This window comes from Microcoleus sp. Pol11C2 (genome assembly GCF_036701505.1).
Lineage (GTDB): Bacteria > Cyanobacteriota > Cyanobacteriia > Cyanobacteriales > Microcoleaceae > Microcoleus.
Window position 1 is genome coordinate 225,834 of record NZ_JAUBQX010000001.1, and the last position, 20,316, is coordinate 246,149.

A 20,316-nucleotide genomic window follows, 5' to 3' on the forward strand; every position below is an offset into this window, starting at 1 on the left:
TAGTTTAGCTTAGTAGAGCGTGTCCGAATGCCGCGAAAGTTTTTCGACAGTCGATATATCGGCTAATCGCTGACGAACTCTACTACACAATCCCAGAATCTACTTTTTTTTGCAACCGAGGGTTCATGTACTTTTTTCGCAAACAGATTGCCATCCTGCTGATAGTTGTTGCTTGCTGTACGCTGACGATTAGTTGCAGCGATAGCCGAGCTGTCCAGTGTACTAAATTTACTGAAATTGTCAACAAAGGCAACGCTCTCATTGATGTTGATAAAGACAGCAACGATGCTGGAACGACCGACAACTTAGCTAAAAATTTGAACCTGATAGCGAATGAACTTGAAGATCTGCGAATCACAGATCCAACCCTCAAAGAAATTCAGGAGCCATCGGTTAAATCCTTCCAGGAAATTAGTCAAGCACTCGGCGACATAAGCAAAAGTCTTCAGGCTGGCAATCTCGCTTCTACAAGTATAGAAGGTCGAGAGCAAATCCAAACAGCTCAAGCAGATATTATTAGAGCCGGCCAACAGGCGAATCAAGCAGCCGCAAATCAAGACGCTTTGACTAGCAAACTGATTAATTATTGTAAGGGCGATCGCTAAAGGCTAATAATTTTGAGTTATGAGACGGCCACGCGAACTCCAACAACCCACGGGGGGTGAATGAATTGGAGGAATGCGTCGCATTCACCTACTATCTACCCCTTTGCAATTACCTAATTTAGTGATGAATTTCTAGATTCAAAATATAGCGCCCGAGTTGTACTTTCTCCGACCACAACTCGTATTCTAACCGCAGGTGATCCGGTTCCGGCTTTCCTGTCAGCGTCAAGTTGCGAGTGAAGTTACGGAGTCGCAACTGTTCGGGAGTCGCCAGCGATTCGCCCTGAAGCCAATAACGGCTCAGCCCGTACATTCCTCGTTCCCAGCAGTGGCGGTAACTGTATTTGCCGTTTCCTTGCATCGTCATAATCACTCGATAGGGCGAAACTTCTAGCCAGAGCAACCGGGGTTTTGTAGTTGGGGGTAAGATTGTAACTTGCTCGGCAGATTTGTCGGAACCGTCGGAAAATTCGCGATCGATTATTGCTGGTTCGTGCAACAACAAGTGAAAACGCTCCCGGTCTTTTTGATAAAGCGTAGCAGCGGTTTCAACAACTGACCACAAAGGTAAATCTGTGGATACCAGGGATAAACTTACAGGCTTGCGGTGATGGGTCAGCATAAATAAAAGTTTAGGAGTTGTTGTGGATCGGGCAGTTTGAGATTTGAGATTTTAGACTTTAGACTTTAGATTGGCTGGGTTCCAAATTCCGGAGCTTTTGCTTAACAAAATGAAAAATCTACAACTCGCAATCGAAAATCTAAAATTGTTTAGTCACAATTCAATCATCTGGTCGATAACTCAGAGCTGGAGATTAAATCTAAGCAGATACACGGATAATATTGGTGAAATTAATGTAAAATCCGTGCCGTTGTGTCCGTACTCCCGTGTCATCGAGAACTGACAGCGGAGTCTCCGGGCGAGTTTTATCAGCCTTTAAGTTAACCGGACACATTGGGAAAAAACCCGCAGGCATCCAAAAGACGACTAACTTAGGACTGGGAAAAAGGTAGGATAGCTAACGCCATCCAATCCTAGTTTATCTCAATGCAAGCTGACATTATAACTACTACGCTTCTTGACAAAAGCCAAACTTTAAGCATTCAAAAACCGGCCTCGGGCTTGTCGCTGGTGGGGAGGATTCGAGTTCCGGGCGATAAGTCGATTTCTCACCGAGCTTTGATGTTGGGTGCGATCGCCCAAGGTGAAACTACTATTGAAGGACTACTCCTAGGGGAAGACCCCCGCAGCACGGCTAAATGTTTCTCGCTCCTGGGAGCCAAAGTTTCGGAACTCAACGCGGAACGGGTGACAGTCACGGGCGTCGGAATTGGCGAGTTAGAGGAGCCTGTGGAAGTCTTGGATGCGGGTAATTCCGGCACGACGATGCGGCTGATGTTGGGAATTTTAGCTTCTCATCCGGGGCGTTTTTATGCAGTAACGGGTGACAGTTCTTTGCGATCGCGCCCCATGTCGCGCGTCATTAAACCGCTGCAACAAATGGGGGCGCAAATTTGGGGCCGAAAAAGCAATTCTTTAGCTCCTTTAGGGATACTCGGACAGCAGTTAAAACCGATTCACTACCATTCTCCGATCGCCTCGGCTCAAGTTAAATCTTGCATTTTGCTCGCCGGTTTGATGGCAAGCGGAGAAACTACAGTCACAGAACCCGCTCTGTCGCGGGATCACAGCGAGCGGATGCTGCGAGCGTTTGGAGCCCAATTGAGCGTCGATCCAGAAACTTGTAGCGTGACAGTTACTGGGCCGACACAACTGCAAGGGCAGAGTGTGATTGTACCGGGGGATATTAGTTCAGCGGCATTTTGGCTAGTTGCTGGGGCGATCGTTCCGGGTTCCGAGCTCGTAGTCGAAAATGTCGGCGTCAACCCAACTCGTACAGGCATTTTGGAAGCTTTGGAAATGATGGGCGCCGATATTGAACTGCAAAATCAGCGAGAGGCGGCTGGGGAACCGGTAGCGGATATTTTGGTTCGCAGTTCCGGCCAATTGCGGGGATGCACCATTGCTGGCGACTTAATACCCCGACTGATTGACGAAATCCCAATTTTGGCAGTAGCGGCGATCTTTGCGTCGGGTACTACAATAATTCGAGATGCGGCCGAGTTGCGGGTCAAAGAGAGCGATCGACTGGCCGTGACTGCTGCGGAACTCAACCGCATGGGAGCCCAAATTTCCGAGCTACCCGACGGTTTAGAAATTACCGGGGGAACTCCTTTGATCGGTGCTGATGTTGACAGCTACACCGACCACAGAATAGCGATGAGTTTGGCGATCGCAGCGCTCAACGCCACAGGTATTACTAACATTCACCGGGCCGAAGCCGCTGCCATTTCCTACCCCGACTTTACCGCCACTTTGCAACAAGTTTGCCATCCAAATTGAGAGCGGGATAGTGGCAGAGAGGGAGAGGGGAAGAGGGAGGAGTCCGAGATTTGGAGAAGGGAGAGCGGGAAAAATCCTCTTTCTTCATTCTTCCTGACATCCTTTACATCCGAAGAAAGCGAATCTGTTGCCGAACTTCCTTCTTCCCTCTTCCTTCAACATCTCTTTAAGAATCTTTACCTACAACTTGTTCTTTTAAAGCATCAATTTCCGTTAACAACTCTTGGCGGTTAGAAGCCTTGAGCAGATAGCGGTAAACAAACCAACCCGTATATCCCATGCCAATCAACTCAAAAATTGGAGCTACCAAAGGGACATCATTAAGAGCACCTAAAACTCCCAGCATTACCTTAATACTAATACCGCCTGCCAGGATTAAACCAACTGTTATGAGGGGCTTTTGGTAGTCAGCAAAAAAATTAGAGAGATAGGCTGGAAGTTCCGACAAAATTGTAATAACTTGGTCTTTAATATCTTGGAACTGGCTGGCCGTTGTTTCTGTGGTGGTCACTGTAGTCATGACCCCCGGTTTGTCCTCAACCAGATCTACTGTCACGACTTCAGTGATTGTTTGTGTCTCGTCCGAAAAGTTAGCTTGTGTCATTGAATACTTCCTCCGTTGTCAGGTAAAATTGCAGGCTGTGAATTGCTGCCAGTATAATTCTCCGGCAATTAGCACAGCATCCGCGCTGCAGGGACTAATTGATGAGCCTAAGGCAGAGTTTCACAAATTGCAAGCAAAAATAACGATATGACTTGATTTTAAACAATTGCCTTCGCTGCCAAATCGGTCTTTTGACTCATTTTTTCACTTGATCGAGGTCGATTTGATTCGGGCAAGGGCGTCCTTGTTCAAAGTCGGTGATGTTGCCGATCGTGGTTTCGGCGATATTTTTCAAAGCTTCCTCGGTGAAAAAAGCTTGGTGTCCGGTAATCAGGACGTTTGGAAAAGTCAGCAAACGCTGAAAAACGTCGTCTTGAATAACGTGATTTGACAAATCCTCAAAAAACAGATCAGTCTCTTGTTCGTAAACATCTAAGCCGAGGTAGCCAATTATACCAGACTTCAGTGCTTTGGTGACAGCTTTAGTGTCAATCAACTGACCGCGGCTGGTATTGATCAGCATCATTCCCCGTTTCATTTGATCGATCGCCTCTGCACCGATTAAATGGTAAGTTTCCGGTATCAGCGGACAGTGGAGGCTGACAATATCAGAGGTGGCGAATAGTTCCGGGAGTGCGACGTATTCCATGCCTAGGGCGAGGCAATCTGGGTTTTGGTAAACATCGTATGCCAGCAGGCGACACCCGAATCCATGCAGAATTTGGGCAGTAATTGCGCCAATTCTGCCTGTTCCGACGATTCCCACCGTTTTGCCGTGGAGATCAAAACCTAAGAGGCCGTCTAGGGCGAAATTGCCTTCGCGGACGCGGTTGTAGGCCCGATGGATTCTGCGGTTGAGGGACAAAATCAGAGCGACTGCGTGTTCGGCGACGGCGTAGGGAGAATAAGCCGGAACTCGGAGGAGAGTTAGATTTAAATCCTTCGCTGCTGCTAAATCGACGTGATTGAATCCGGCGGATCTCAGGGCCAGCAAGCGGACGCCTTTTTCGGCAATGCTAAGCAGCGTTTTCGCGTCCAAGGAGTCGTTCACGAACGCGCAGACTGCCGGAAATCCCGCAGCCAAAACGCTGGTTTCCAGGTTCAGACGCGGTTCAAAAAAAACTAAATCGTGTTTGCCACCGACATTCGCTGCTTCCAGGAATGTGCGATCGTAGGATTTGGTGCTGAATACGGCTACCTTCATGATTTTTGCCTGCAAACCCAGTAATAGTTGGAAATTCTTTTCAGATTAACTCTAAATTTTAGTAGAACGCCGTTGCCCCAAACAACCCAGTTTCCACGATCAATATTGAGTTTCGCAACGATGCCTCTCTCAAGAAACCAGATTTTTAGCCGTAAGGCAAGTCTTGCTTATTGTTTTGAATATAATTGCTTATACTGTAGTAACGCTCGATCGTTACTTGCTAATTTTTAGGAAAAAATCAGATGCAAAAAAAAATCAAAACTCAAATTTATGAAATTTTAGAAAAATCAGAGATGGGCAATTTATACAGTTTAGTAGACGATATTTTTATAAGTTGTTTAATTGTGATTAACGTCGCAGCTTTTATTGCTTCTACTTCGCCGACATTGTCGCTAGAACAAAAGTTGATATTGGAAAATATCGAAATTGTTTCATCCTTAGTATTTACAATTGAATATCTTTTGAGGCTTTGGGTTTGTACAGTCGATAGCAGATACAGTCACGCGCTTTGGGGAAGATTGAGATACGGTCTTACACCGCTAAGTCTGATCGATTTAATTTCAATCCTACCCTTTTACTCATTGCTGTTATTTCCTAATTTAAGCTTCGTTAATTTGATTCGCCTACTGCGCTTATTGCGGTTGCTAAAAATGAGCCGTTATTCAGAATCGTTCAGAACTCTGGGAGCAGTATTGTACGCTAAAAAAGAGGAGTTAATTGCCACTGCATTTGCAGTTTTTATTCTGTTAATATTTGCCTCTAGCGTCATGTATTTTGTTGAAAACGAGGCGCATCCAGAAACTTTTGCGAGCATCCTCGATGCAATGTGGTGGGGAGTGGTGACATTAACTACTGTCGGTTACGGTGATATTTATCCAATCACTCCTTTAGGTAAATTTTTAGGCGCAATATTAGCATTTTTGGGAATCGGAATTTTTGCGTTACCTGCGGGGCTCATTGCTGCGGGTTTTTCCGAGGAAGTCCAAAGGAAAAAGCAGGAAAAAATGGCGGCAAATTTACAACAATCTGCTAATTATCAATCGATCAAAATGCTGGCGGAAATCGAGGTCGGGTTTCAACAAAACCAAAGTGCGATCGCACTTCACATCGAAAGTTCGTCAGAATTGATGAAAATGTGTGTTCAAATGGCAAAACAGAAGTTAGGAAATGAGTTCCAAAATGAGCAAATTTTGCGCGATTTAGCTATTCATTTGTACAATGAAGCAGTCCGTAAATTCGAGCTTTAATTACAGATATACATGGCCTGTGGTTGCCACCCCATCGTTATTATCGCTTGTAATTAGTAATGATTGCTTTATGTAATGAGTAAGGGTCAATAGTTAATTACCAATCTGGTGGCAAATTGTAATATTCGAGAGTTGATTTATCTGCCAGCAAATCTTTGGTTTTTCTGTCAATTTTAATCTCACCATCCGCCAAAACTAAAGCCCTTTGAGTTGTTTTCCCGATCCAATTCAAATTGTGAGAAGCGATCAAAATTACCTCGATCGGCAATTGGGACAAAACCTTAGCCAAATGACGCCGCCACGAGGGATCGAGTCCGTTCGTCGGCTCGTCTAAGATTAAAATTGCCGGCTCTAATGCTAAAATTGCTGCCAAGGCTGCTAATCTTCTTTGACCTCCCGAAAGTTCGTGGGCCGAACGGTTGGCAAATTCTACTAAACCAAATTCGTCTAATAGGGCTAAAGCTCGATCGCGCGCAACTCCCGGCGGCACTCCGTAATTGCGTGGCCCGAACATGACATCCTCTAAAATAGTCGGCATAAATAGCTGGTCGTTAGCATCTTGAAAGCAAAATCCAATCTGCCTGCGCGCCTGCGATAGAGTCGCCTCTTCCAACTTTTTTCCCTGCACTCTAATCTCGCCCGATTGAGGCATTTTTAATCCGATCAAGTTTTCGAGCAAAGTGCTTTTACCAGCACCAGTCAGACCGAGTAGAGCAACTCTTTCTCCCGGTTGCAAACTAAAAGAAATTCCCCGCAATACTGGCTTTTGATCGGGATAGCCAAATACTAAGTCTTGCACTTCGATTGTTGGTGCGGATTTGAGATTAGTCATCCGATTGTAGATGTTAGATGTTAGATTTTAGATTGAATAATTTTAACTCGTTACCAGGCTCGGCCTGGTAACGCAGATCGGTCGGCTCTGCCTCCATTTTTCCTCCGCAAGAAGCGAGGTAGAGCCTCTGGATATCGATTCCCATGCCGAGCCGGGAACCAGTTAAATACCCAATGCCCAATTACGAATAACCGTAAGAAGCTATTGTTAATCCGGCTGCTATTAAAATTGCTAATGTCAGCCAGAGTCGCTCTTTAGGTGTCGATTTTGAGTCGGAGGGCAAACTTCCTTTATAGCCGCGAATTAGCATGGCTGCGTGTACTCTTTCGGCCCGATCGAGACTTCGCAAATAAAGCGCTCCGATCATGGAAGCACTGGCGTAACGCAGCCATCCTCCCGTACCGGACAAGCCCCGGAGTTGGGCAGATATTTTCATGCGGTTGACTTCGGCTAGCAGGATTTCTAAGTATTGTCCTGTTAAAAGTACAATCTCTTGCAAACCTGCTGGTAGGGGTAATCCTTTGAGGGCGATTCCGAAACTGTGGGGTGGCAAAGTTAGCAGAAAACTGTTCATAATTAGCAGGCAAATTAGGGAACGCAGCAACAAAAAACTGGCGCGTTCCCAACCTTGGGGCAGCACTAATAAGGAGAGAAAAAGCAATTCTGCTCCCAACAGTTGCGCTAGGGTTCGCACCGGAGCCCTGAGCCAAAACGACCAAAAAAGTGCGATCGCCCCATAAATCCCCAGCCACAGCCAAGCGCCTGTTTTCAGAAAACCCATGCCAATCACAATTGTGAGAGACACTCGCAATCGAAAAGGTATGGAGAGTTTAGACATCTTTAGGTTTTACCACCAACTGAGCAATCCCAAAAGCCGCGCCGAAGCTGAAGGCAGACCCTAAAAGTCCAGCAATGCTAGTACCAATAGGCTGTTCTTCTAATCCTTTAACTGTGTAATCTGCTAAAGGAGTGGGATTTTCGATCGCCACAGCTTCTTTATCTTTAAATCCGTATTTTTCGGCTACCGCTTCTAACCCGTCAGGCCAACTTGAAGCGAACAGTGAAAGCACCCCGGAAATTAATAAAACTCCGATTACTGGCACTACCCATTTCTGCAATTGTGGCTGTTGTCCCGGCAGTAAATCCGGCCGCACTTTGACGAGATAAGTTAAAACGCCGCCTGTAATTACCCCTTCGCCAATCCCAATTAAAATATGTACGCCTACCATTGCTGGCAATGCGATATTGAGCCCTACTGTACCAGAAATTGCCAATTGGATCGCCACACTAATCGAAGCAGCCACGACGCTGAGGCCAGCGGCGATGCCCGCGGCTAGGGGCAAACGATTTCTGGAACCTCCCAAAAGTTGCTGCAATGGCTGCAACAGCCACCAGCCAACCCAAATGCCAACTAGCCCCATGTTAAAAATATTGGCTCCCAAGGCGGTGATGCCCCCGTCGGCAAACAAGACGCTCTGAATTATAAAAACTGTGCTCATCGCTAAAGTTGCCGCCCAAGGGCTCCCCAAAACGACGGATGCGAGCGCTCCTCCCAACAAGTGGCCGCTGGTGCCCCCGGCTACGGGAAAGTTGATCATCTGAGCTGCAAACACGAAAGCTGTGGTTAAGCCCATGATTGGGGCTTGTCGAAGTCCAAGACTGGCGCGGGTTCGATTTAGGGCAACTGCAATTACTGCTGCGCTTGCTATGCCGGTGGCAATGGCTACTGGCGGTGAAAGGAAACCATCAGGTATGTGCATCGATCTATCCCAAACGAGAGAACTTCCAACTCTTTAGTCAACTATTTTTTACAAAAATTTAAAACCCCCTCTGGGGGCATTAATGCGATCGAGCGATCGGGGGATTTGCGGCGGGCGATCGCTGATTTGACATAGATTCGGGCTTCACAGCCAAAGTTTTGAGGATGAAAAATGCAACATTAAATAATCCTGAAGAATTATCCGGATATTTTACCGAACACCCCTACATTCAAGCTTTTTGATAAGAACGATCAATGTTTGTTTACAGATTCACCTGCCAAATGTATTTACCACCAAGCTCAAGCAATAATTAAAAAAAAATATCAAGAAAAAACTGAAAATCCCTAATTGGTTTTATTCCCACTCTTAAGAATAACTTACATTAAATTTGTGACCGAAAGCATCCAGGATACAAGCCCCCGGATTCATCCGTGGAGAAATAAAAAACCTGTATCCGATGAAACTTGCCCCCATAATTTATCCGTGAGGTCAATGCTTTAATCTAAAATCTAAAATCTAAAATCTAAAATCGATTGACTTTTACCATCGCAATGTGGCGCGTTAGGGAATATATCATATTTGCAAAAACACTTCTTCTGGCTCCTTCCTTCTTCCTCTTCCCTCCTGCCTCCTACATCAAAACTCCAATTTTTAGCTTGGCTGCAAAAGTGAGATGCTCTCGCGCGTTAGCCAAAAAGAAAAGTTTCGCGGTTTTCATGTCAATTCTTTGACAATCGAGAAGCAAAATACCGCTAATGCTGTTGCTAAGGGGGTGGCATAACCAGCTATTACAACTAACAGTCCGCTTTCGGCTGCAAATAATTCCAGTTTAGCTGTTGACAACCCCAAAAATTTGCCTGACAAGTGTCCATACGTTGTACGTTTCACTAATACGTCTACTGAAACGGCTATTGCGAGTAGCCCTACAGATAAGACTGTCCAAGCTGTACCTGTATCAGCAGCCCCGCAGAAAGTTTAGGCGGTAGATGGAACAAATCAGACAGCAGAAATTACGGCTGCCGTAAAATTAGATGAGTTAGCTCTAAAAGTCTACGATCGCATTGATCGAAGTTGGCAAACTAGCCCTACGTTCAATCAAAATCTAGTCTATCGAGTCAGTACAAGTCAAGATGGGGCGATGGCGTTCCGCCCCGCAAGCTACGGCAATTTCGAGCCACTCAATCAACCAGCCAAGGATTACACCCAAGAAACTCCTTTACCAAATCTCCTCCAATCTCCCGAAACTAGCAGCAACAATGCAGCACCAGTCGCTAAGTTTACTGTAGTGTTTGCTCCTACTGGAACCTTAGAAGTTAACCCCTAACTCACATATAACATCTATATCCGGTAAGGTGCGCCATCCGCACCTTACTTTTCATTTTTAACTTAAATGTGATATTATAAACAGCGCCCTCTAAGGCATTCTACCTCTAAAACAACAAATGAAAGAACTTGACGAGAAAAAAACCCAGGAACTGCTATGCACCATCATGGAATGGGAACTTGCAGGTGTCGTGCGCTATACCCACTATTCACTAATGGTGACAGGGCCAAACCGGATTCCCATCGTGCAGTTTTTTAAAGCACAAGCAACGGAATCTCTACTCCACGCCCAACAAGCAGGAGAAATTCTCACCGGTTTAGAGGGGCATCCCAGTCAGAAAATTGCTCCCATCGAAGAAACCTACAAACACTCGGTGAAAGACTTGTTAGAAGAAAGTTTAAATCACGAGAAAAAAGCCCTCAAAAAGTATAAATCTTTACTTGAAGTCGTGACCAACTCCAGCGTTTATTTGGAAGAATATGCCCGCAATCTAATTGGACAAGAAGAATTGCACCAAGTAGAACTGAAAAAAATGCTGCGGGATTATAGTTGATTTAATCATTAGTTAATTCTTATGGGTTATTGGTTATTGGTTATTTCCAATCACCAATGACCAATCCCCCATACCCATGCGCCATGATTATAAAAAATGAATTTTAGTGAAGCCATACCAACTTTTGTAATTACCCTGCGCGAAGGCGTAGAAGCCGCCTTAGTCATCGGAATTGTACTAGCTTGCCTCAAAAAAGCCGAGCAAAGTCACCTCAATTCTTGGGTTTATGCAGGTGTTGCAGCAGGCATTGGTGCTAGCGGTTTTGTGGGTATTTTATTCAATGGATTGCTCGTAGCACTATCAACATCCGAGCAGCCTTACGCACCAGTAATTAAACAGCTCTTAGAGGGCGTGTTGGGCATTGTGGCGATCGCAATGCTAAGCTGGATGCTAATTTGGATGACTCAGCAAGCTCGCTTTCTCAAAGCAGAAGTTGAAGGAGCAGTTACAGCAGCTTTGACAGAAAATAGCAATGCCGGCTGGGGTGTATTTGGCTTAATTTTTATTGCGGTACTACGCGAAGGTTTTGAAACAGTTATATTTGTCAGCGCTCAATTTCAACAAGGTTTAACTCCTGTTTTAGGTGCTTTGGGTGGTTTGACAGGGGCGGCAATCATTGGCGCGCTACTGTTCAAGTGGGGCGTAACAATTGACATCCGCCTGTTTTTCAAGTTTATGGGGATTTTGTTGCTGTTAATCGTGGCAGGTTTGGCAGTATCTGCACTCAAACATTTTGACCAAGCCGCTGGCATTTTGTCACAGATGAATAGCACATATGCAGCAATTTGTGTTTATTACGATCGCCTGGCACCACTCCACTCTTGTATTTTAGGGCCTATGGTGTGGAATGCAGCAGAAATTTTGCCCGATCGACAATTTCCAGGAGTGATTCTCAAAGCACTTTTTGGATACAGAGATCGACTTTATCTCGTCCAAGCAGCCGCTTACACAATATTTTTAGCCACCATCGGCAGTCTTTATTTCCAAAAATTAGGCTCTAAGGCCACTCTTCCCAAGCAAAATACTCAGCCAGCTCGATCGGAAACTCGCCCTCAGTAGGTATGCAAGCAGTTGTTATGGGTTGTTTTGCTGATTCCAGCCCGAGAAAAAAATTAGCGGACCAGGCAAAAAATTGCCCAAAAATTGTTAGGTTGCGGGATTGATTATTTGACTTTTATATCATATGATTTAAAAATGTTAATCGACTTTAGTTTTTTATAAATATTTGTATTGATATTATTTAATAATACCGTCAATTCCCCAAAAAAGCAAGCCATACACCCTCAAAAAACACCAAAATTTTATCAGCAAAATTAACTCACTTAAAAAAATTACAGTTAACGGTTAACAGGGTTATGGAAAACGCGGACTACCGTTAGGGCGATCCTGTGAAGCCCCAGGCGCACGCTGCAAAAGTTAAGGCTGTTCTTCCCGACCAAGAATCTGCCCCCAGCAAGATTTGGGCCAAACAGTTTTCTGATATGCGCTCTTAGGGCTTATAATAAGTACAAGAATATTTACAGAGCCCCGAGAGTTCTTAATCAACCTTATCATCCTTAATGAAGCTTAAAATTAAAAAATTGTTCGTTAAAGTTACCTGGAACCCCCAGAAGGCTGTAGGATCTGCCATTCGGTTAGCGGTGAGATAAATAATGATGCCTCGGATACTTGTTATTGATGATGACGCGGCGATCGCCGAACTCGTAGCAGTCAACCTAGAAATGGCTGGCTACGAAGTCACCCAGGCAGAAGACGGCATCAAAGGTCAGGCACTAGCAATACAACTGCTCCCCGACCTGATCATGCTAGACCTCATGCTGCCTAGAGTAGACGGATTCACCGTATGTCAGCGTTTGCGGCGTGACGAGCGCACCTCAGACATTCCCGTCTTGATGTTGACCGCCTTAAGTCAAACTCAAGACAAAGTAGAAGGCTTCAACTCCGGCGCCGATGACTACCTGACCAAACCCTTTGAACTAGAAGAGATGCTAGCCCGAGTGCGAGCTCTACTAAGGCGCACAGACCGCATCCCCCAAGCTGCCAAACACTCCGAAATCCTGAATTACGGCCCGCTGACCCTTGTCCCCGAAAGGTTTGAAGCTGTTTGGTACGATATGACCGTCAAACTGACCCACCTAGAGTTTGAGTTGCTGCACTGCTTGCTTCAGCGCCACGGTCAGACAGTCTCTCCCAGCGAAATTCTCAAAGAAGTGTGGGGTTACGACCCCGACGACGACATCGAAACTATTCGTGTACACATCAGACACCTGAGAACCAAGATGGAACCCGATCCCCGACATCCTCGGTACATCAAAACCGTATACGGGGCTGGTTATTGCCTGGAGTTGCCCAACAACGAGCAAGTAGCTGAAGAAACCAAATCCTCTGCGTGAGCTAGCGCGCCAAATGCCACAAGCAGTTAAAAATCCCGCTAGAAAAGCCTGAGAGCAAATGCTCTCAGGCTTGGTTGTTTGGAGTTTGAGATGAATATGTCAACAAGTAGGCATTAAGTCTCTTGATTCGGAAAAAAACAATCCCGCACCCCCCTCTAACCATACTGTTAGAGAAGCTTGTCCATAGGAAAGTACCGGATTTCTTTTTCCACCTTGTCTTTTCCGAGAGGATGGGATACCTACTTAAACAATACTCTAGCCATAATACTCTTTAATAATATTATTTATCAATAATTTTTGAGATATTCCTTTAGCTGCTATTTTTGCTAACTAGAAGCCAAACTCCGCTCAAGCGCCAAAAACAGTCATAACCGTGATATAACGAGCTTTTTTCCTACTGATTTACATACCTGAACTCAAATCAGTGAAAATTTTTCTCAAATACCCCTTGACGAAACTACTAAAATTGTTGATTATCTATATCAATAACCTGCGAGCGCTTAAAACTCCCCTGGCATCTTTCTCAAGAGGTAAATCGCCGTGACCAGCATGGCAAAAAAATCCTTCCCAGCCGAAGGAAAATCATTTCCCTCGTGGGTCGGCAACGCCCGCTTAATCAACCTTCCGGCCGTTTGCTAGGTACCCACGTCGCCAACGCCGGCCTCATCGTCTTCTGGGCGGGAGCCTATACCCTATTAGAGCTTTCCCGCTTTAACCCAGAATTGCCCATGTACGAACCAGGCTTAATCCTGTTGCCAAACCTAGCCAGACTCGGCTGGGGCGGCGGTGCGGGAGGCAAAATTGGCGATACTGATCCGTACTTCGCCGTTAGGGCGATTCACCTAATCAGCTCAGCCTTTCTCGGCTTCGGCGGCATCTTTCACTCGCTCAAAGGGCTAGCAACCCTCGAAGCAAGAACTTCTTTTTTTGGCTACACATGGGAAGACGCAGACAAAATGACCACCATCTTGGGCATCCACCTAGTTTGGCTGGGTGTCCCTACCTTCTTGTTGGTGGCCAAAGCTATGTATTAGGGTGGTTTATGACTGTCTTTTTCTAATAGTTATGTATTGCCACTTTGATTATTTTTGTGGAGTCTGTCCGTAACATTGCCAGAATGAGTGCATCAAATCAAGCGCTTGTATCCAATTCCTTGTTATTGGGATTTTTTTACTAAGGACTACCGCCTCACATTTACAGTGCGCCCGTGCGTTGCTTGTACTGAAGATGCGATCGGTTGCACTGACTTTGAACCTAAGACTTGTTTTACCAATGCTTATCCGCAACATTGCTCTCAACTTCACAAAAATTACGCAGAAATACCGAAAACAACTTTTTTAATTCCACTTTTATCAAGGGGGATAGGTGGCTAGAAGCTTACCCTGGATTAAAGGGGGAGTCTAGATTTATATGGATTATCACGGAAAATATACTTTAGGAGCATCTAAAAAATAGCACGAATAAATAACAAATAATCCATGACAATCCTCGCTCAACTTATTTATTTTTTCCGACATGAATTTATACAGTGCTAACTCACTCAAGGTCGAACTCAACCAAAGAGGCTGCCGCCTGACTCCCCAGCGAGAAACTATTTTGAGTGTTTTTCAAAATCTGCCACAAGGCAATCATTTAAGTGCGGAAGAATTATACAGGACTTTGCAGAATCAAGGAGAACGAATAGGCTTGTCTACTGTCTACAGAACGCTGCATTTATTAGCAAGGATAGGAATTTTGCGTGAACTAGAATTAGCAGAAGGACACAAACATTACGAACTGAATTTTCCCGAATTGCACCACCACCACCACCTGGTTTGCATTCAGTGTCACAAAACCTTTGAATTTAGCGATGAATCTATTTTAAGAATTGGCAAAAAGCAAGTTGAAAAAGCTGGGGTAGAACTGCTTGACTGTCAATTAACTGTACGAGCTGTTTGTTTGGAAGCGCTACGAGAGGGATGGCCTTCTTTGGTACCCAGCAATTGGTTGTGTCCCAGATATCATTCGGAAATGGAGGAAGAAATTAGTTGATTGGGATAAAATACACTTCGGCAATAGGGAATTGGTGGTCATTGGTAATTTGTGCTTTGTTATTCGTTATGAGCTGTTAGTTATTAGCACCTAAAAATACCCCATGACAACTGACAACTGACTGCTAACTGGTGACGGGTGAATTCACTTTTGCAATCAAGCAACCTCAGAAGAATCGCAACGTTGGTGTTCCATCCGAAATATGTTAGCGTACAAACTAGCAACAATCTGTTTGCCTTCCTGCGTCAACTGCAAGTAACCGAGAGATTCACTGATGTGAGGATAAATGCCGCTCCAGTAAAACTTAGAGTAGCTTTGCAGCAGGTCGCCCGGATGTCGATAGCCCAAAACTTTAGTAGCACCGCTTTCTTCCAACTCGTAAAACAGCGCGCCAATTTTCTGCAAATATTGCGGGTTGCTGAGCTGACCTATCAAGTCAGCACCGCGCACTAAACTAGAATAATTACCTGCATCCTCGTCAGTGTTGCCGTCAAGCACCGAGAAACGAGTCTGTTCTATGTTCTGCTTAATTATCTCAGCATTAATTAGCTTGTGGTTGCCGAAGCGCTCGTCAATGAACAATTTAGCTCTGTCAACTCGGTAAGGAGCTAAGCTAGCCGCTGTTGCACCGGGAGCAAGTGCAATTCTCATGCCATCTTTTCCAGTAGCATACAATCCTTCTGATTCTTGGTCTTGCCGGCAAACTCCTTTGACATATCCGATGTCTTGGCACAGCAAAGAAATGATGAAGTGCAGCCAATCTTCGCAGGAAACTCCGCCCTTGCGAATGTGTTTTCCCCGCAATATTTCTTGACCGACTAAGCTAATGCAAATGGCGTGTTCTACATTGTGATAAAGAGCATCGCTGTTTGCGATGTTTTCTAACGCCATTGCCCCCACCCAGGCAATAATGTCAGCATAGTCTGATTTGTAGCCTCCGTAAGTGCGGCTGTACCCGTTCTGAAGTTGTTCGATGAAAGCCTCGATCAGCAGTTCTGTAGAATTAAACATACCCTGTCCTTTTACCTTAATATTTCCTTTTAAGAGCAGTGCATCTATTTGGGAGTCCTCTAATTTTATGGAGGAGATTTTAGCTCACAACTCATGCACCCCGTGTGCGTTATGCTCTGTGGGTGGCAGGTGGGTGGCAATCTCAAAACTCATTGACGCAGCTACGCCCGGGGAGTTACCAAGCAATCTCGCGCCCTGAGTCAAAATTCCCAAGCAACTCAGTCCATCACTAACACCCATCCCCGCCGTACTGCATACAGCAGCCTGCTGACAATTTTTCGATCCTCTGAACTTTTTAAACTGTGAGAATTAATTGCGTATTGAATTTGCTGGAACACAGTCCGATCGATTTTACCGGATTTCCAAATATTCAAGTAAAGTTCGGAAATTTTATATTCCTGAATATAAGCTTTGGTTGTCATCTGCAGTCAACTCAATGTATATTTCTTATTGTCCGGCAGTTTTAGATAATTTTATGTGATGTAGATCGGCTATAGACTGTGATGCGATCCCAGGCAAGAGTTAATGCACTTCTCCTCACAATCGTAATTTGATCGAAAAAGCGCGATATTGCGATCGTCATAAATTTTGCTGACGGCTCTGAAAATCATCATAGTTGCGCCTAAATTATAAGATGTCACATACCATTTTCCCGTTGCGCTCGCCCCCTCCCAACTTGCAGCAAGGAAGGAAGTTTGATCGCGGGTCGCGCAAATTTCTTGCCAAAGAAACTCGCGTCGTGTACAATACAGAGTCTGGTATCCTCACTTACCCATAATTATTTTCATTCATCCCGTCCCCCCAGAGGGGAAGGGACTTTCAGTGCGGATACAGCCAAATCACTATATTCAGCAAAAAGCTAGAAATGCCGTAACTCATGCCCACTATTCAGCAACTCATCCGTTCAGCACGGGAACAAACGCAGAAAAAAACCAAATCGCCAGCTCTCAAGAGTTGCCCCCAGCGCCGCGGAGTTTGCACCAGAGTGTACACGACCACCCCGAAAAAACCCAACTCGGCGCTGCGGAAGGTGGCTCGGGTACGGCTGACCTCTGGTTTTGAAGTCACCGCCTACATCCCTGGGATCGGTCACAACTTGCAAGAACACTCGGTAGTAATGATCCGGGGCGGTCGGGTAAAAGATTTGCCCGGAGTTAGATACCACATCATTCGGGGTACATTAGACACCGCTGGGGTGAAAGACCGCAAGCAGGGTCGTTCTAAATACGGGGCTAAGCGTCCTAAAGAGAAAAAATAACACGGAACTCGCCCGCTCGTCGGGGTTGGGAAGCAAAAATAAATCCGATCGCACCGATCCATTGCACGCTCGATCGTCAAAAATCGAGATGTGATCCCAAAACCCCAAACTCAATCATTCAAAATCAAAAATCCCAAATAGAACTATGTCTCGCCGCACAGTTATTCAAAAACGTCCAGTTCCACCAGATCCAACCTACAACAGCCGGTTGGTAAGCATGATGGTGAGACGGATCATGCAGCACGGCAAAAAATCCGTTGCCTCCAGCATCGTCTACGACGCCCTCAAAACCATCCAAGAACGGACAGGGGCTGAACCGTTAGACTTGTTTGAAAAAGCAGTCAAAAACGCGACACCTCTTGTAGAAGTCAAAGCCCGCCGGGTAGGTGGCGCCACCTACCAAGTTCCAATGGAAGTGCGTTCCGATCGCGGTACCACCCTCGCCCTCCGCTGGCTGATCAGATTTGCCCGCGCCCGCACCGGCCGCTCGATGGCAGCCAAGCTAGCCAACGAACTGATGGATGCAGCTAACGAAACAGGGAGTGCTATTCGCAAGCGCGAAGAAACTCACCGCATGGCTGAAGCTAACAAGGCTTTTGCTCACTACCGCTACTAACTGCAACACCGGGCATGGAGAAGAGCGCGATCGTGCGGTATAAAAGCATCGGGTGAGAAATTGGAAAGTGTAAGTTTTGAGTGTTGAGATTGCTTCTCTTGGCGCACTTGCGATTCGTGAAGCAAACTCAAAACTCTCAAAATCAAAATTCATGCACTCAAAATTCATGCACTCTCTGAATCCTCCATGTCGCATCCTTAATATTTTTGTAAACAAATCTTGCAAAAAATATTAAAATGTAACAATAAGCTCCAGAGACTTTTGTAAGTCACTGGGGAGTGCAAAATAGGGTTACTGTGTAGTATAATAGTATTATAACAGCAACACAAGATTAAGGAGGTAGCTGTGGCACGTACCGTCCCGCTAGAAAAAACTCGCAACATCGGCATCGCAGCCCACATAGACGCGGGCAAAACAACAACAACTGAAAGAATTCTGTTCTATTCAGGCATGGTTCACAAAATGGGTGAAGTGCACGAGGGAACAGCAGTCACTGACTGGATGGAGCAAGAGCGGGAGCGGGGAATTACGATTACTGCCGCTGCTATCACCACCAGTTGGAAAGATTACAAAATCAACATCATCGACACTCCCGGACACGTAGACTTCACGATCGAAGTCGAACGCTCGATGCGAGTGCTCGACGGAGTGATCGCAGTGTTCTGCTCGGTAGGGGGAGTGCAGCCGCAATCCGAAACAGTTTGGCGACAGGCCGATCGGTACAAAGTACCCAGGATAGTGTTCGTCAACAAAATGGATCGGATGGGCGCAAACTTCTACAAAGTCTACGGCCAAATTCGCGATCGAATGAGAGCGAACGCCGTACCCATCCAAATCCCGATCGGCAGTGAAGAAAACTTCCGGGGAATTGTAGACTTAGTGCAAATGAAAGCCTATATCTACAACAACGACACGGGAACCGACATCGAGGAAGTAGAAATCCCCGATGAAGTAAAGGATCTAGCCGTAGAATACCGCACCAAGCTGATCGAGTCGGTAGCAGAAACCAACGACGCCCTCACCGAGAAATACCTCGAAGGCGAAGAGTTAACGGAAGACGAAATCCGCTTGGCCCTGCGTCACGGCACTGTCGAAGGTACGATCGTCCCCATGTTGTGCGGTTCGGCATTCAAAAACAAAGGCGTTCAGTTGTTGTTGGATGCAGTCATCGACTATCTGCCGTCGCCCTTGGAAGTTCCCCCAATTCAAGGACTCCTGCCCAACGGCGACACCGCAGAACGATTTGCAGACGACGGCGCGCCCCTGTCAGCCCTGGCATTCAAAATCATGGCTGACCCCTACGGCAGGCTGACCTTTGTTCGCGTCTACTCCGGTATCCTCAAAAAAGGAACCTACGTCCTGAACTCCACCAAAGACAAAAAAGAGCGGGTTTCTCGCCTAATTGTACTCAAAGCGGACGATCGGATAGAAGTTGAGGAACTGCGGGCAGGAGACTTGGGAGCAGCCTTGGGTTTGAAAGACACCTTCACCGGCGACACCCTCTGCGAAGAAGGAGCGCCAGTGATTCTGGAATCTCTGTTTATTCCAGAGCCAGTGATTTCGGTGGCTGTCGAACCCAAAACCAAACAAGACATGGAGAAGCTCTCCAAAGCCCTCCAGTCACTCTCGGAAGAAGACCCCACCTTCCGAGTCAACGTTGACCCAGAAACCAACCAGACAGTCATCGCCGGCATGGGCGAACTGCACCTGGAAATCCTGGTAGACAGGATGCTGCGGGAATTCAAAGTAGAAGCGAACGTGGGTCAGCCACAAGTAGCCTACCGCGAAACCATTCGCAAATCCGTCCGCGCCGAAGGTAAATTTATCCGCCAAAGTGGCGGTAAAGGTCAGTACGGTCACGTTGTGATCGAACTAGAACCCACCGAAGTCGGAAGCGGCTTTGAATTTGTCTCCAAAATTGTTGGTGGCACTGTACCAAAAGAGTACATCGGCCCGGCAGAACAAGGGATGAAAGAAGCCTGCGAATCAGGTATCGTAGCAGGGTATCCCGTGATTGACCTCAAAGCTACTATGGTAGACGGGTCTTTCCACGACGTAGACTCCTCAGAAATGGCATTTAAGATCGCCGGTTCAATGGCGATCAAAGAAGCCGTGATGAAGGCGTCGCCAGTGCTGCTAGAGCCTATGATGAAAGTAGAGGTTGAAGTTCCCGAAGATTACATCGGGAACGTCATCGGAGACCTCAACTCGCGTCGGGGTCAGATCGAAGGTCAAGAGACGGATCAGGGGATAGCCAAAGTTTCTGTAAAAGTTCCACTAGCAGAAATGTTTGGTTACGCCACCGACATCCGCTCGAAAACCCAAGGTCGAGGCATCTTCACAATGGAATTCAGCCATTACGAAGAAGTGCCGCGAAACGTGGCTGAAGCCATTATCGCTAAGAACAAAGGAAACTAATGATTTTAGATTTTAGATTTTGGATTTTGGATTAAATCCAAAGTCTAGAATCTAAA

Annotated in this window: 22 protein-coding genes and 1 pseudogene; 14 read left to right on the forward strand and 9 right to left on the reverse strand. The window is 46.0% G+C overall.

Features of this window, described 5'->3' with window-relative positions:
- Window positions 1-125: 125 nt before the first annotated feature.
- The gene (locus QUA42_RS00980) at window positions 126-605 is read left to right on the forward strand and encodes a hypothetical protein (RefSeq protein WP_333134315.1); all 480 of its coding nucleotides are present in this window, start codon (window positions 126-128) and stop codon (window positions 603-605) included.
- Window positions 606-723: 118 nt separating this feature from the next.
- Here the strand turns inward: QUA42_RS00980 and QUA42_RS00985 are convergent, their stop codons facing one another.
- Window positions 724-1,227: a hypothetical protein gene (locus QUA42_RS00985; RefSeq protein ID WP_333034823.1), complete on the reverse strand. Its 504-nt coding sequence runs from the start codon at window positions 1,225-1,227 to the stop codon at window positions 724-726.
- Window positions 1,228-1,653: 426 nt separating this feature from the next.
- Here QUA42_RS00985 and aroA point away from each other — a divergent pair, with 426 nt between their 5' ends.
- Window positions 1,654-3,009, forward strand: a complete 1,356-nt coding sequence (gene aroA / locus QUA42_RS00990) for a 3-phosphoshikimate 1-carboxyvinyltransferase (RefSeq protein WP_333134317.1) — start codon at window positions 1,654-1,656, stop codon at window positions 3,007-3,009.
- A gap of 166 nt (window positions 3,010-3,175) precedes the next feature.
- Here the strand turns inward: aroA and QUA42_RS00995 are convergent, their stop codons facing one another.
- On the reverse strand, window positions 3,176-3,613 hold the full coding sequence (locus QUA42_RS00995) for a CAAD domain-containing protein (RefSeq protein ID WP_333134319.1): 438 nt from the start codon (window positions 3,611-3,613) through the stop codon (window positions 3,176-3,178).
- A 196-nt stretch (window positions 3,614-3,809) separates the two neighbouring features.
- The gene (locus tag QUA42_RS01000) at window positions 3,810-4,817 is read right to left on the reverse strand and encodes a 2-hydroxyacid dehydrogenase (RefSeq protein ID WP_333134321.1); all 1,008 of its coding nucleotides are present in this window, start codon (window positions 4,815-4,817) and stop codon (window positions 3,810-3,812) included.
- 242 nt (window positions 4,818-5,059) lie between these two features.
- On the opposite strand from QUA42_RS01000, the gene QUA42_RS01005 reads away from it, so the two are divergent.
- Window positions 5,060-6,064, forward strand: a complete 1,005-nt coding sequence (locus tag QUA42_RS01005; RefSeq protein WP_333134323.1) for an ion transporter — start codon at window positions 5,060-5,062, stop codon at window positions 6,062-6,064.
- A gap of 97 nt (window positions 6,065-6,161) precedes the next feature.
- On the opposite strand, the gene QUA42_RS01010 is transcribed toward QUA42_RS01005, so the two are convergent.
- The 3 genes from QUA42_RS01010 to QUA42_RS01020 form a co-directional block, all read right to left on the reverse strand.
- Complete coding sequence (locus tag QUA42_RS01010; protein WP_333034814.1) at window positions 6,162-6,896, reverse strand: ABC transporter ATP-binding protein; 735 nt, start codon at window positions 6,894-6,896, stop codon at window positions 6,162-6,164.
- A gap of 181 nt (window positions 6,897-7,077) precedes the next feature.
- On the reverse strand, window positions 7,078-7,734 hold the full coding sequence (locus QUA42_RS01015; RefSeq protein ID WP_333059027.1) for an energy-coupling factor transporter transmembrane component T: 657 nt from the start codon (window positions 7,732-7,734) through the stop codon (window positions 7,078-7,080).
- Complete coding sequence (locus QUA42_RS01020; protein WP_333134325.1) at window positions 7,727-8,656, reverse strand: energy-coupling factor ABC transporter permease; 930 nt, start codon at window positions 8,654-8,656, stop codon at window positions 7,727-7,729. Before QUA42_RS01020 ends, QUA42_RS01015 begins: the two co-directional genes overlap by 8 nt.
- Between QUA42_RS01020 and QUA42_RS01025 the strand changes: the two genes are divergently transcribed.
- Entirely contained in the window at window positions 8,651-8,791 is a 141-nt protein-coding gene (locus QUA42_RS01025; protein WP_333134327.1) for a hypothetical protein, read from the forward strand. The genes QUA42_RS01020 and QUA42_RS01025 overlap by 6 nt on opposite strands.
- A 579-nt stretch (window positions 8,792-9,370) precedes the next feature.
- Here the strand turns inward: QUA42_RS01025 and QUA42_RS01030 are convergent.
- The gene (locus QUA42_RS01030; RefSeq protein ID WP_333134329.1) at window positions 9,371-9,544 is read right to left on the reverse strand and encodes a hypothetical protein; all 174 of its coding nucleotides are present in this window, start codon (window positions 9,542-9,544) and stop codon (window positions 9,371-9,373) included.
- A 250-nt stretch (window positions 9,545-9,794) separates the two neighbouring features.
- Here QUA42_RS01030 and QUA42_RS01035 point away from each other — a divergent pair, with 250 nt between their 5' ends.
- The 6 genes and pseudogenes from QUA42_RS01035 to QUA42_RS01060 all read left to right on the forward strand — a co-directional run bounded on the left by QUA42_RS01035 (window position 9,795) and on the right by QUA42_RS01060 (window position 14,957).
- Complete coding sequence (locus tag QUA42_RS01035) at window positions 9,795-9,980, forward strand: hypothetical protein (protein ID WP_333134331.1); 186 nt, start codon at window positions 9,795-9,797, stop codon at window positions 9,978-9,980.
- 118 nt (window positions 9,981-10,098) lie between these two features.
- Entirely contained in the window at window positions 10,099-10,533 is a 435-nt protein-coding gene (locus tag QUA42_RS01040; protein WP_333034807.1) for a ferritin-like domain-containing protein, read from the forward strand.
- A 96-nt stretch (window positions 10,534-10,629) separates the two neighbouring features.
- Window positions 10,630-11,592: an FTR1 family protein gene (locus tag QUA42_RS01045; protein WP_333134334.1), complete on the forward strand. Its 963-nt coding sequence runs from the start codon at window positions 10,630-10,632 to the stop codon at window positions 11,590-11,592.
- 596 nt (window positions 11,593-12,188) lie between these two features.
- A complete protein-coding gene (locus QUA42_RS01050; protein ID WP_333034951.1) occupies window positions 12,189-12,926 on the forward strand; it encodes a response regulator transcription factor in 738 nt (245 codons plus the stop codon).
- A 549-nt stretch (window positions 12,927-13,475) separates the two neighbouring features.
- Window positions 13,476-13,957, forward strand: a pseudogene (locus tag QUA42_RS01055) (chlorophyll a/b binding light-harvesting protein); the annotation flags it as partial.
- A gap of 484 nt (window positions 13,958-14,441) precedes the next feature.
- A complete protein-coding gene (locus tag QUA42_RS01060; protein WP_333134336.1) occupies window positions 14,442-14,957 on the forward strand; it encodes a transcriptional repressor in 516 nt (171 codons plus the stop codon).
- 156 nt (window positions 14,958-15,113) lie between these two features.
- Here QUA42_RS01060 and QUA42_RS01065 read toward each other — a convergent pair whose 3' ends face one another.
- Together QUA42_RS01065 and QUA42_RS01070 are read right to left on the reverse strand one after the other, a co-directional pair.
- Complete coding sequence (locus tag QUA42_RS01065) at window positions 15,114-15,968, reverse strand: Npun_R2479 family HD domain-containing metalloprotein (protein WP_333059034.1); 855 nt, start codon at window positions 15,966-15,968, stop codon at window positions 15,114-15,116.
- Between the two features lie 218 nt (window positions 15,969-16,186).
- The gene (locus tag QUA42_RS01070; RefSeq protein ID WP_333134338.1) at window positions 16,187-16,390 is read right to left on the reverse strand and encodes a hypothetical protein; all 204 of its coding nucleotides are present in this window, start codon (window positions 16,388-16,390) and stop codon (window positions 16,187-16,189) included.
- Between the two features lie 212 nt (window positions 16,391-16,602).
- Here QUA42_RS01070 and QUA42_RS01075 point away from each other — a divergent pair, with 212 nt between their 5' ends.
- The 4 genes from QUA42_RS01075 (at window position 16,603) to fusA (ending at window position 20,260) form a co-directional block, all read left to right on the forward strand.
- Window positions 16,603-16,746: a hypothetical protein gene (locus QUA42_RS01075; protein WP_333134340.1), complete on the forward strand. Its 144-nt coding sequence runs from the start codon at window positions 16,603-16,605 to the stop codon at window positions 16,744-16,746.
- A gap of 99 nt (window positions 16,747-16,845) precedes the next feature.
- Window positions 16,846-17,226, forward strand: coding sequence for a 30S ribosomal protein S12 (gene rpsL / locus QUA42_RS01080; RefSeq protein WP_006632197.1), 381 nt, complete (start codon window positions 16,846-16,848; stop codon window positions 17,224-17,226).
- Window positions 17,227-17,371: 145 nt separating this feature from the next.
- Window positions 17,372-17,842 (forward strand): 30S ribosomal protein S7, encoded by a 471-nt coding sequence (gene rpsG, locus QUA42_RS01085; RefSeq protein ID WP_006632196.1) that lies wholly within the window; start codon window positions 17,372-17,374, stop codon window positions 17,840-17,842.
- 345 nt (window positions 17,843-18,187) lie between these two features.
- Complete coding sequence (gene fusA, locus QUA42_RS01090; RefSeq protein ID WP_333134342.1) at window positions 18,188-20,260, forward strand: elongation factor G; 2,073 nt, start codon at window positions 18,188-18,190, stop codon at window positions 20,258-20,260.
- Window positions 20,261-20,316 lie beyond the last annotated feature (56 nt).

Excerpts from the sequence above, each read along its gene's own strand:
- QUA42_RS00980 (WP_333134315.1), top strand. The coding sequence starts at position 126 with ATGTACTTTTTTCGCAAACAGATTGCCATCCTGCTGATAGTTGTTGCT.
- QUA42_RS00985 (WP_333034823.1), bottom strand. The coding sequence starts at position 1,227 with ATGCTGACCCATCACCGCAAGCCTGTAAGTTTATCCCTGGTATCCACA.
- aroA (WP_333134317.1), top strand. The coding sequence starts at position 1,654 with ATGCAAGCTGACATTATAACTACTACGCTTCTTGACAAAAGCCAAACT.
- QUA42_RS00995 (WP_333134319.1), bottom strand. The coding sequence starts at position 3,613 with ATGACACAAGCTAACTTTTCGGACGAGACACAAACAATCACTGAAGTC.
- QUA42_RS01000 (WP_333134321.1), bottom strand. The coding sequence starts at position 4,817 with ATGAAGGTAGCCGTATTCAGCACCAAATCCTACGATCGCACATTCCTG.
- QUA42_RS01005 (WP_333134323.1), top strand. The coding sequence starts at position 5,060 with ATGCAAAAAAAAATCAAAACTCAAATTTATGAAATTTTAGAAAAATCA.
- QUA42_RS01010 (WP_333034814.1), bottom strand. The coding sequence starts at position 6,896 with ATGACTAATCTCAAATCCGCACCAACAATCGAAGTGCAAGACTTAGTA.
- QUA42_RS01015 (WP_333059027.1), bottom strand. The coding sequence starts at position 7,734 with ATGTCTAAACTCTCCATACCTTTTCGATTGCGAGTGTCTCTCACAATT.
- QUA42_RS01020 (WP_333134325.1), bottom strand. The coding sequence starts at position 8,656 with ATGCACATACCTGATGGTTTCCTTTCACCGCCAGTAGCCATTGCCACC.
- QUA42_RS01035 (WP_333134331.1), top strand. The coding sequence starts at position 9,795 with ATGGCGTTCCGCCCCGCAAGCTACGGCAATTTCGAGCCACTCAATCAA.
- QUA42_RS01040 (WP_333034807.1), top strand. The coding sequence starts at position 10,099 with ATGAAAGAACTTGACGAGAAAAAAACCCAGGAACTGCTATGCACCATC.
- QUA42_RS01045 (WP_333134334.1), top strand. The coding sequence starts at position 10,630 with ATGAATTTTAGTGAAGCCATACCAACTTTTGTAATTACCCTGCGCGAA.
- QUA42_RS01050 (WP_333034951.1), top strand. The coding sequence starts at position 12,189 with ATGCCTCGGATACTTGTTATTGATGATGACGCGGCGATCGCCGAACTC.
- QUA42_RS01060 (WP_333134336.1), top strand. The coding sequence starts at position 14,442 with ATGAATTTATACAGTGCTAACTCACTCAAGGTCGAACTCAACCAAAGA.
- QUA42_RS01065 (WP_333059034.1), bottom strand. The coding sequence starts at position 15,968 with ATGTTTAATTCTACAGAACTGCTGATCGAGGCTTTCATCGAACAACTT.
- QUA42_RS01070 (WP_333134338.1), bottom strand. The coding sequence starts at position 16,390 with ATGACAACCAAAGCTTATATTCAGGAATATAAAATTTCCGAACTTTAC.
- QUA42_RS01075 (WP_333134340.1), top strand. The coding sequence starts at position 16,603 with ATGTCACATACCATTTTCCCGTTGCGCTCGCCCCCTCCCAACTTGCAG.
- rpsL (WP_006632197.1), top strand. The coding sequence starts at position 16,846 with ATGCCCACTATTCAGCAACTCATCCGTTCAGCACGGGAACAAACGCAG.
- rpsG (WP_006632196.1), top strand. The coding sequence starts at position 17,372 with ATGTCTCGCCGCACAGTTATTCAAAAACGTCCAGTTCCACCAGATCCA.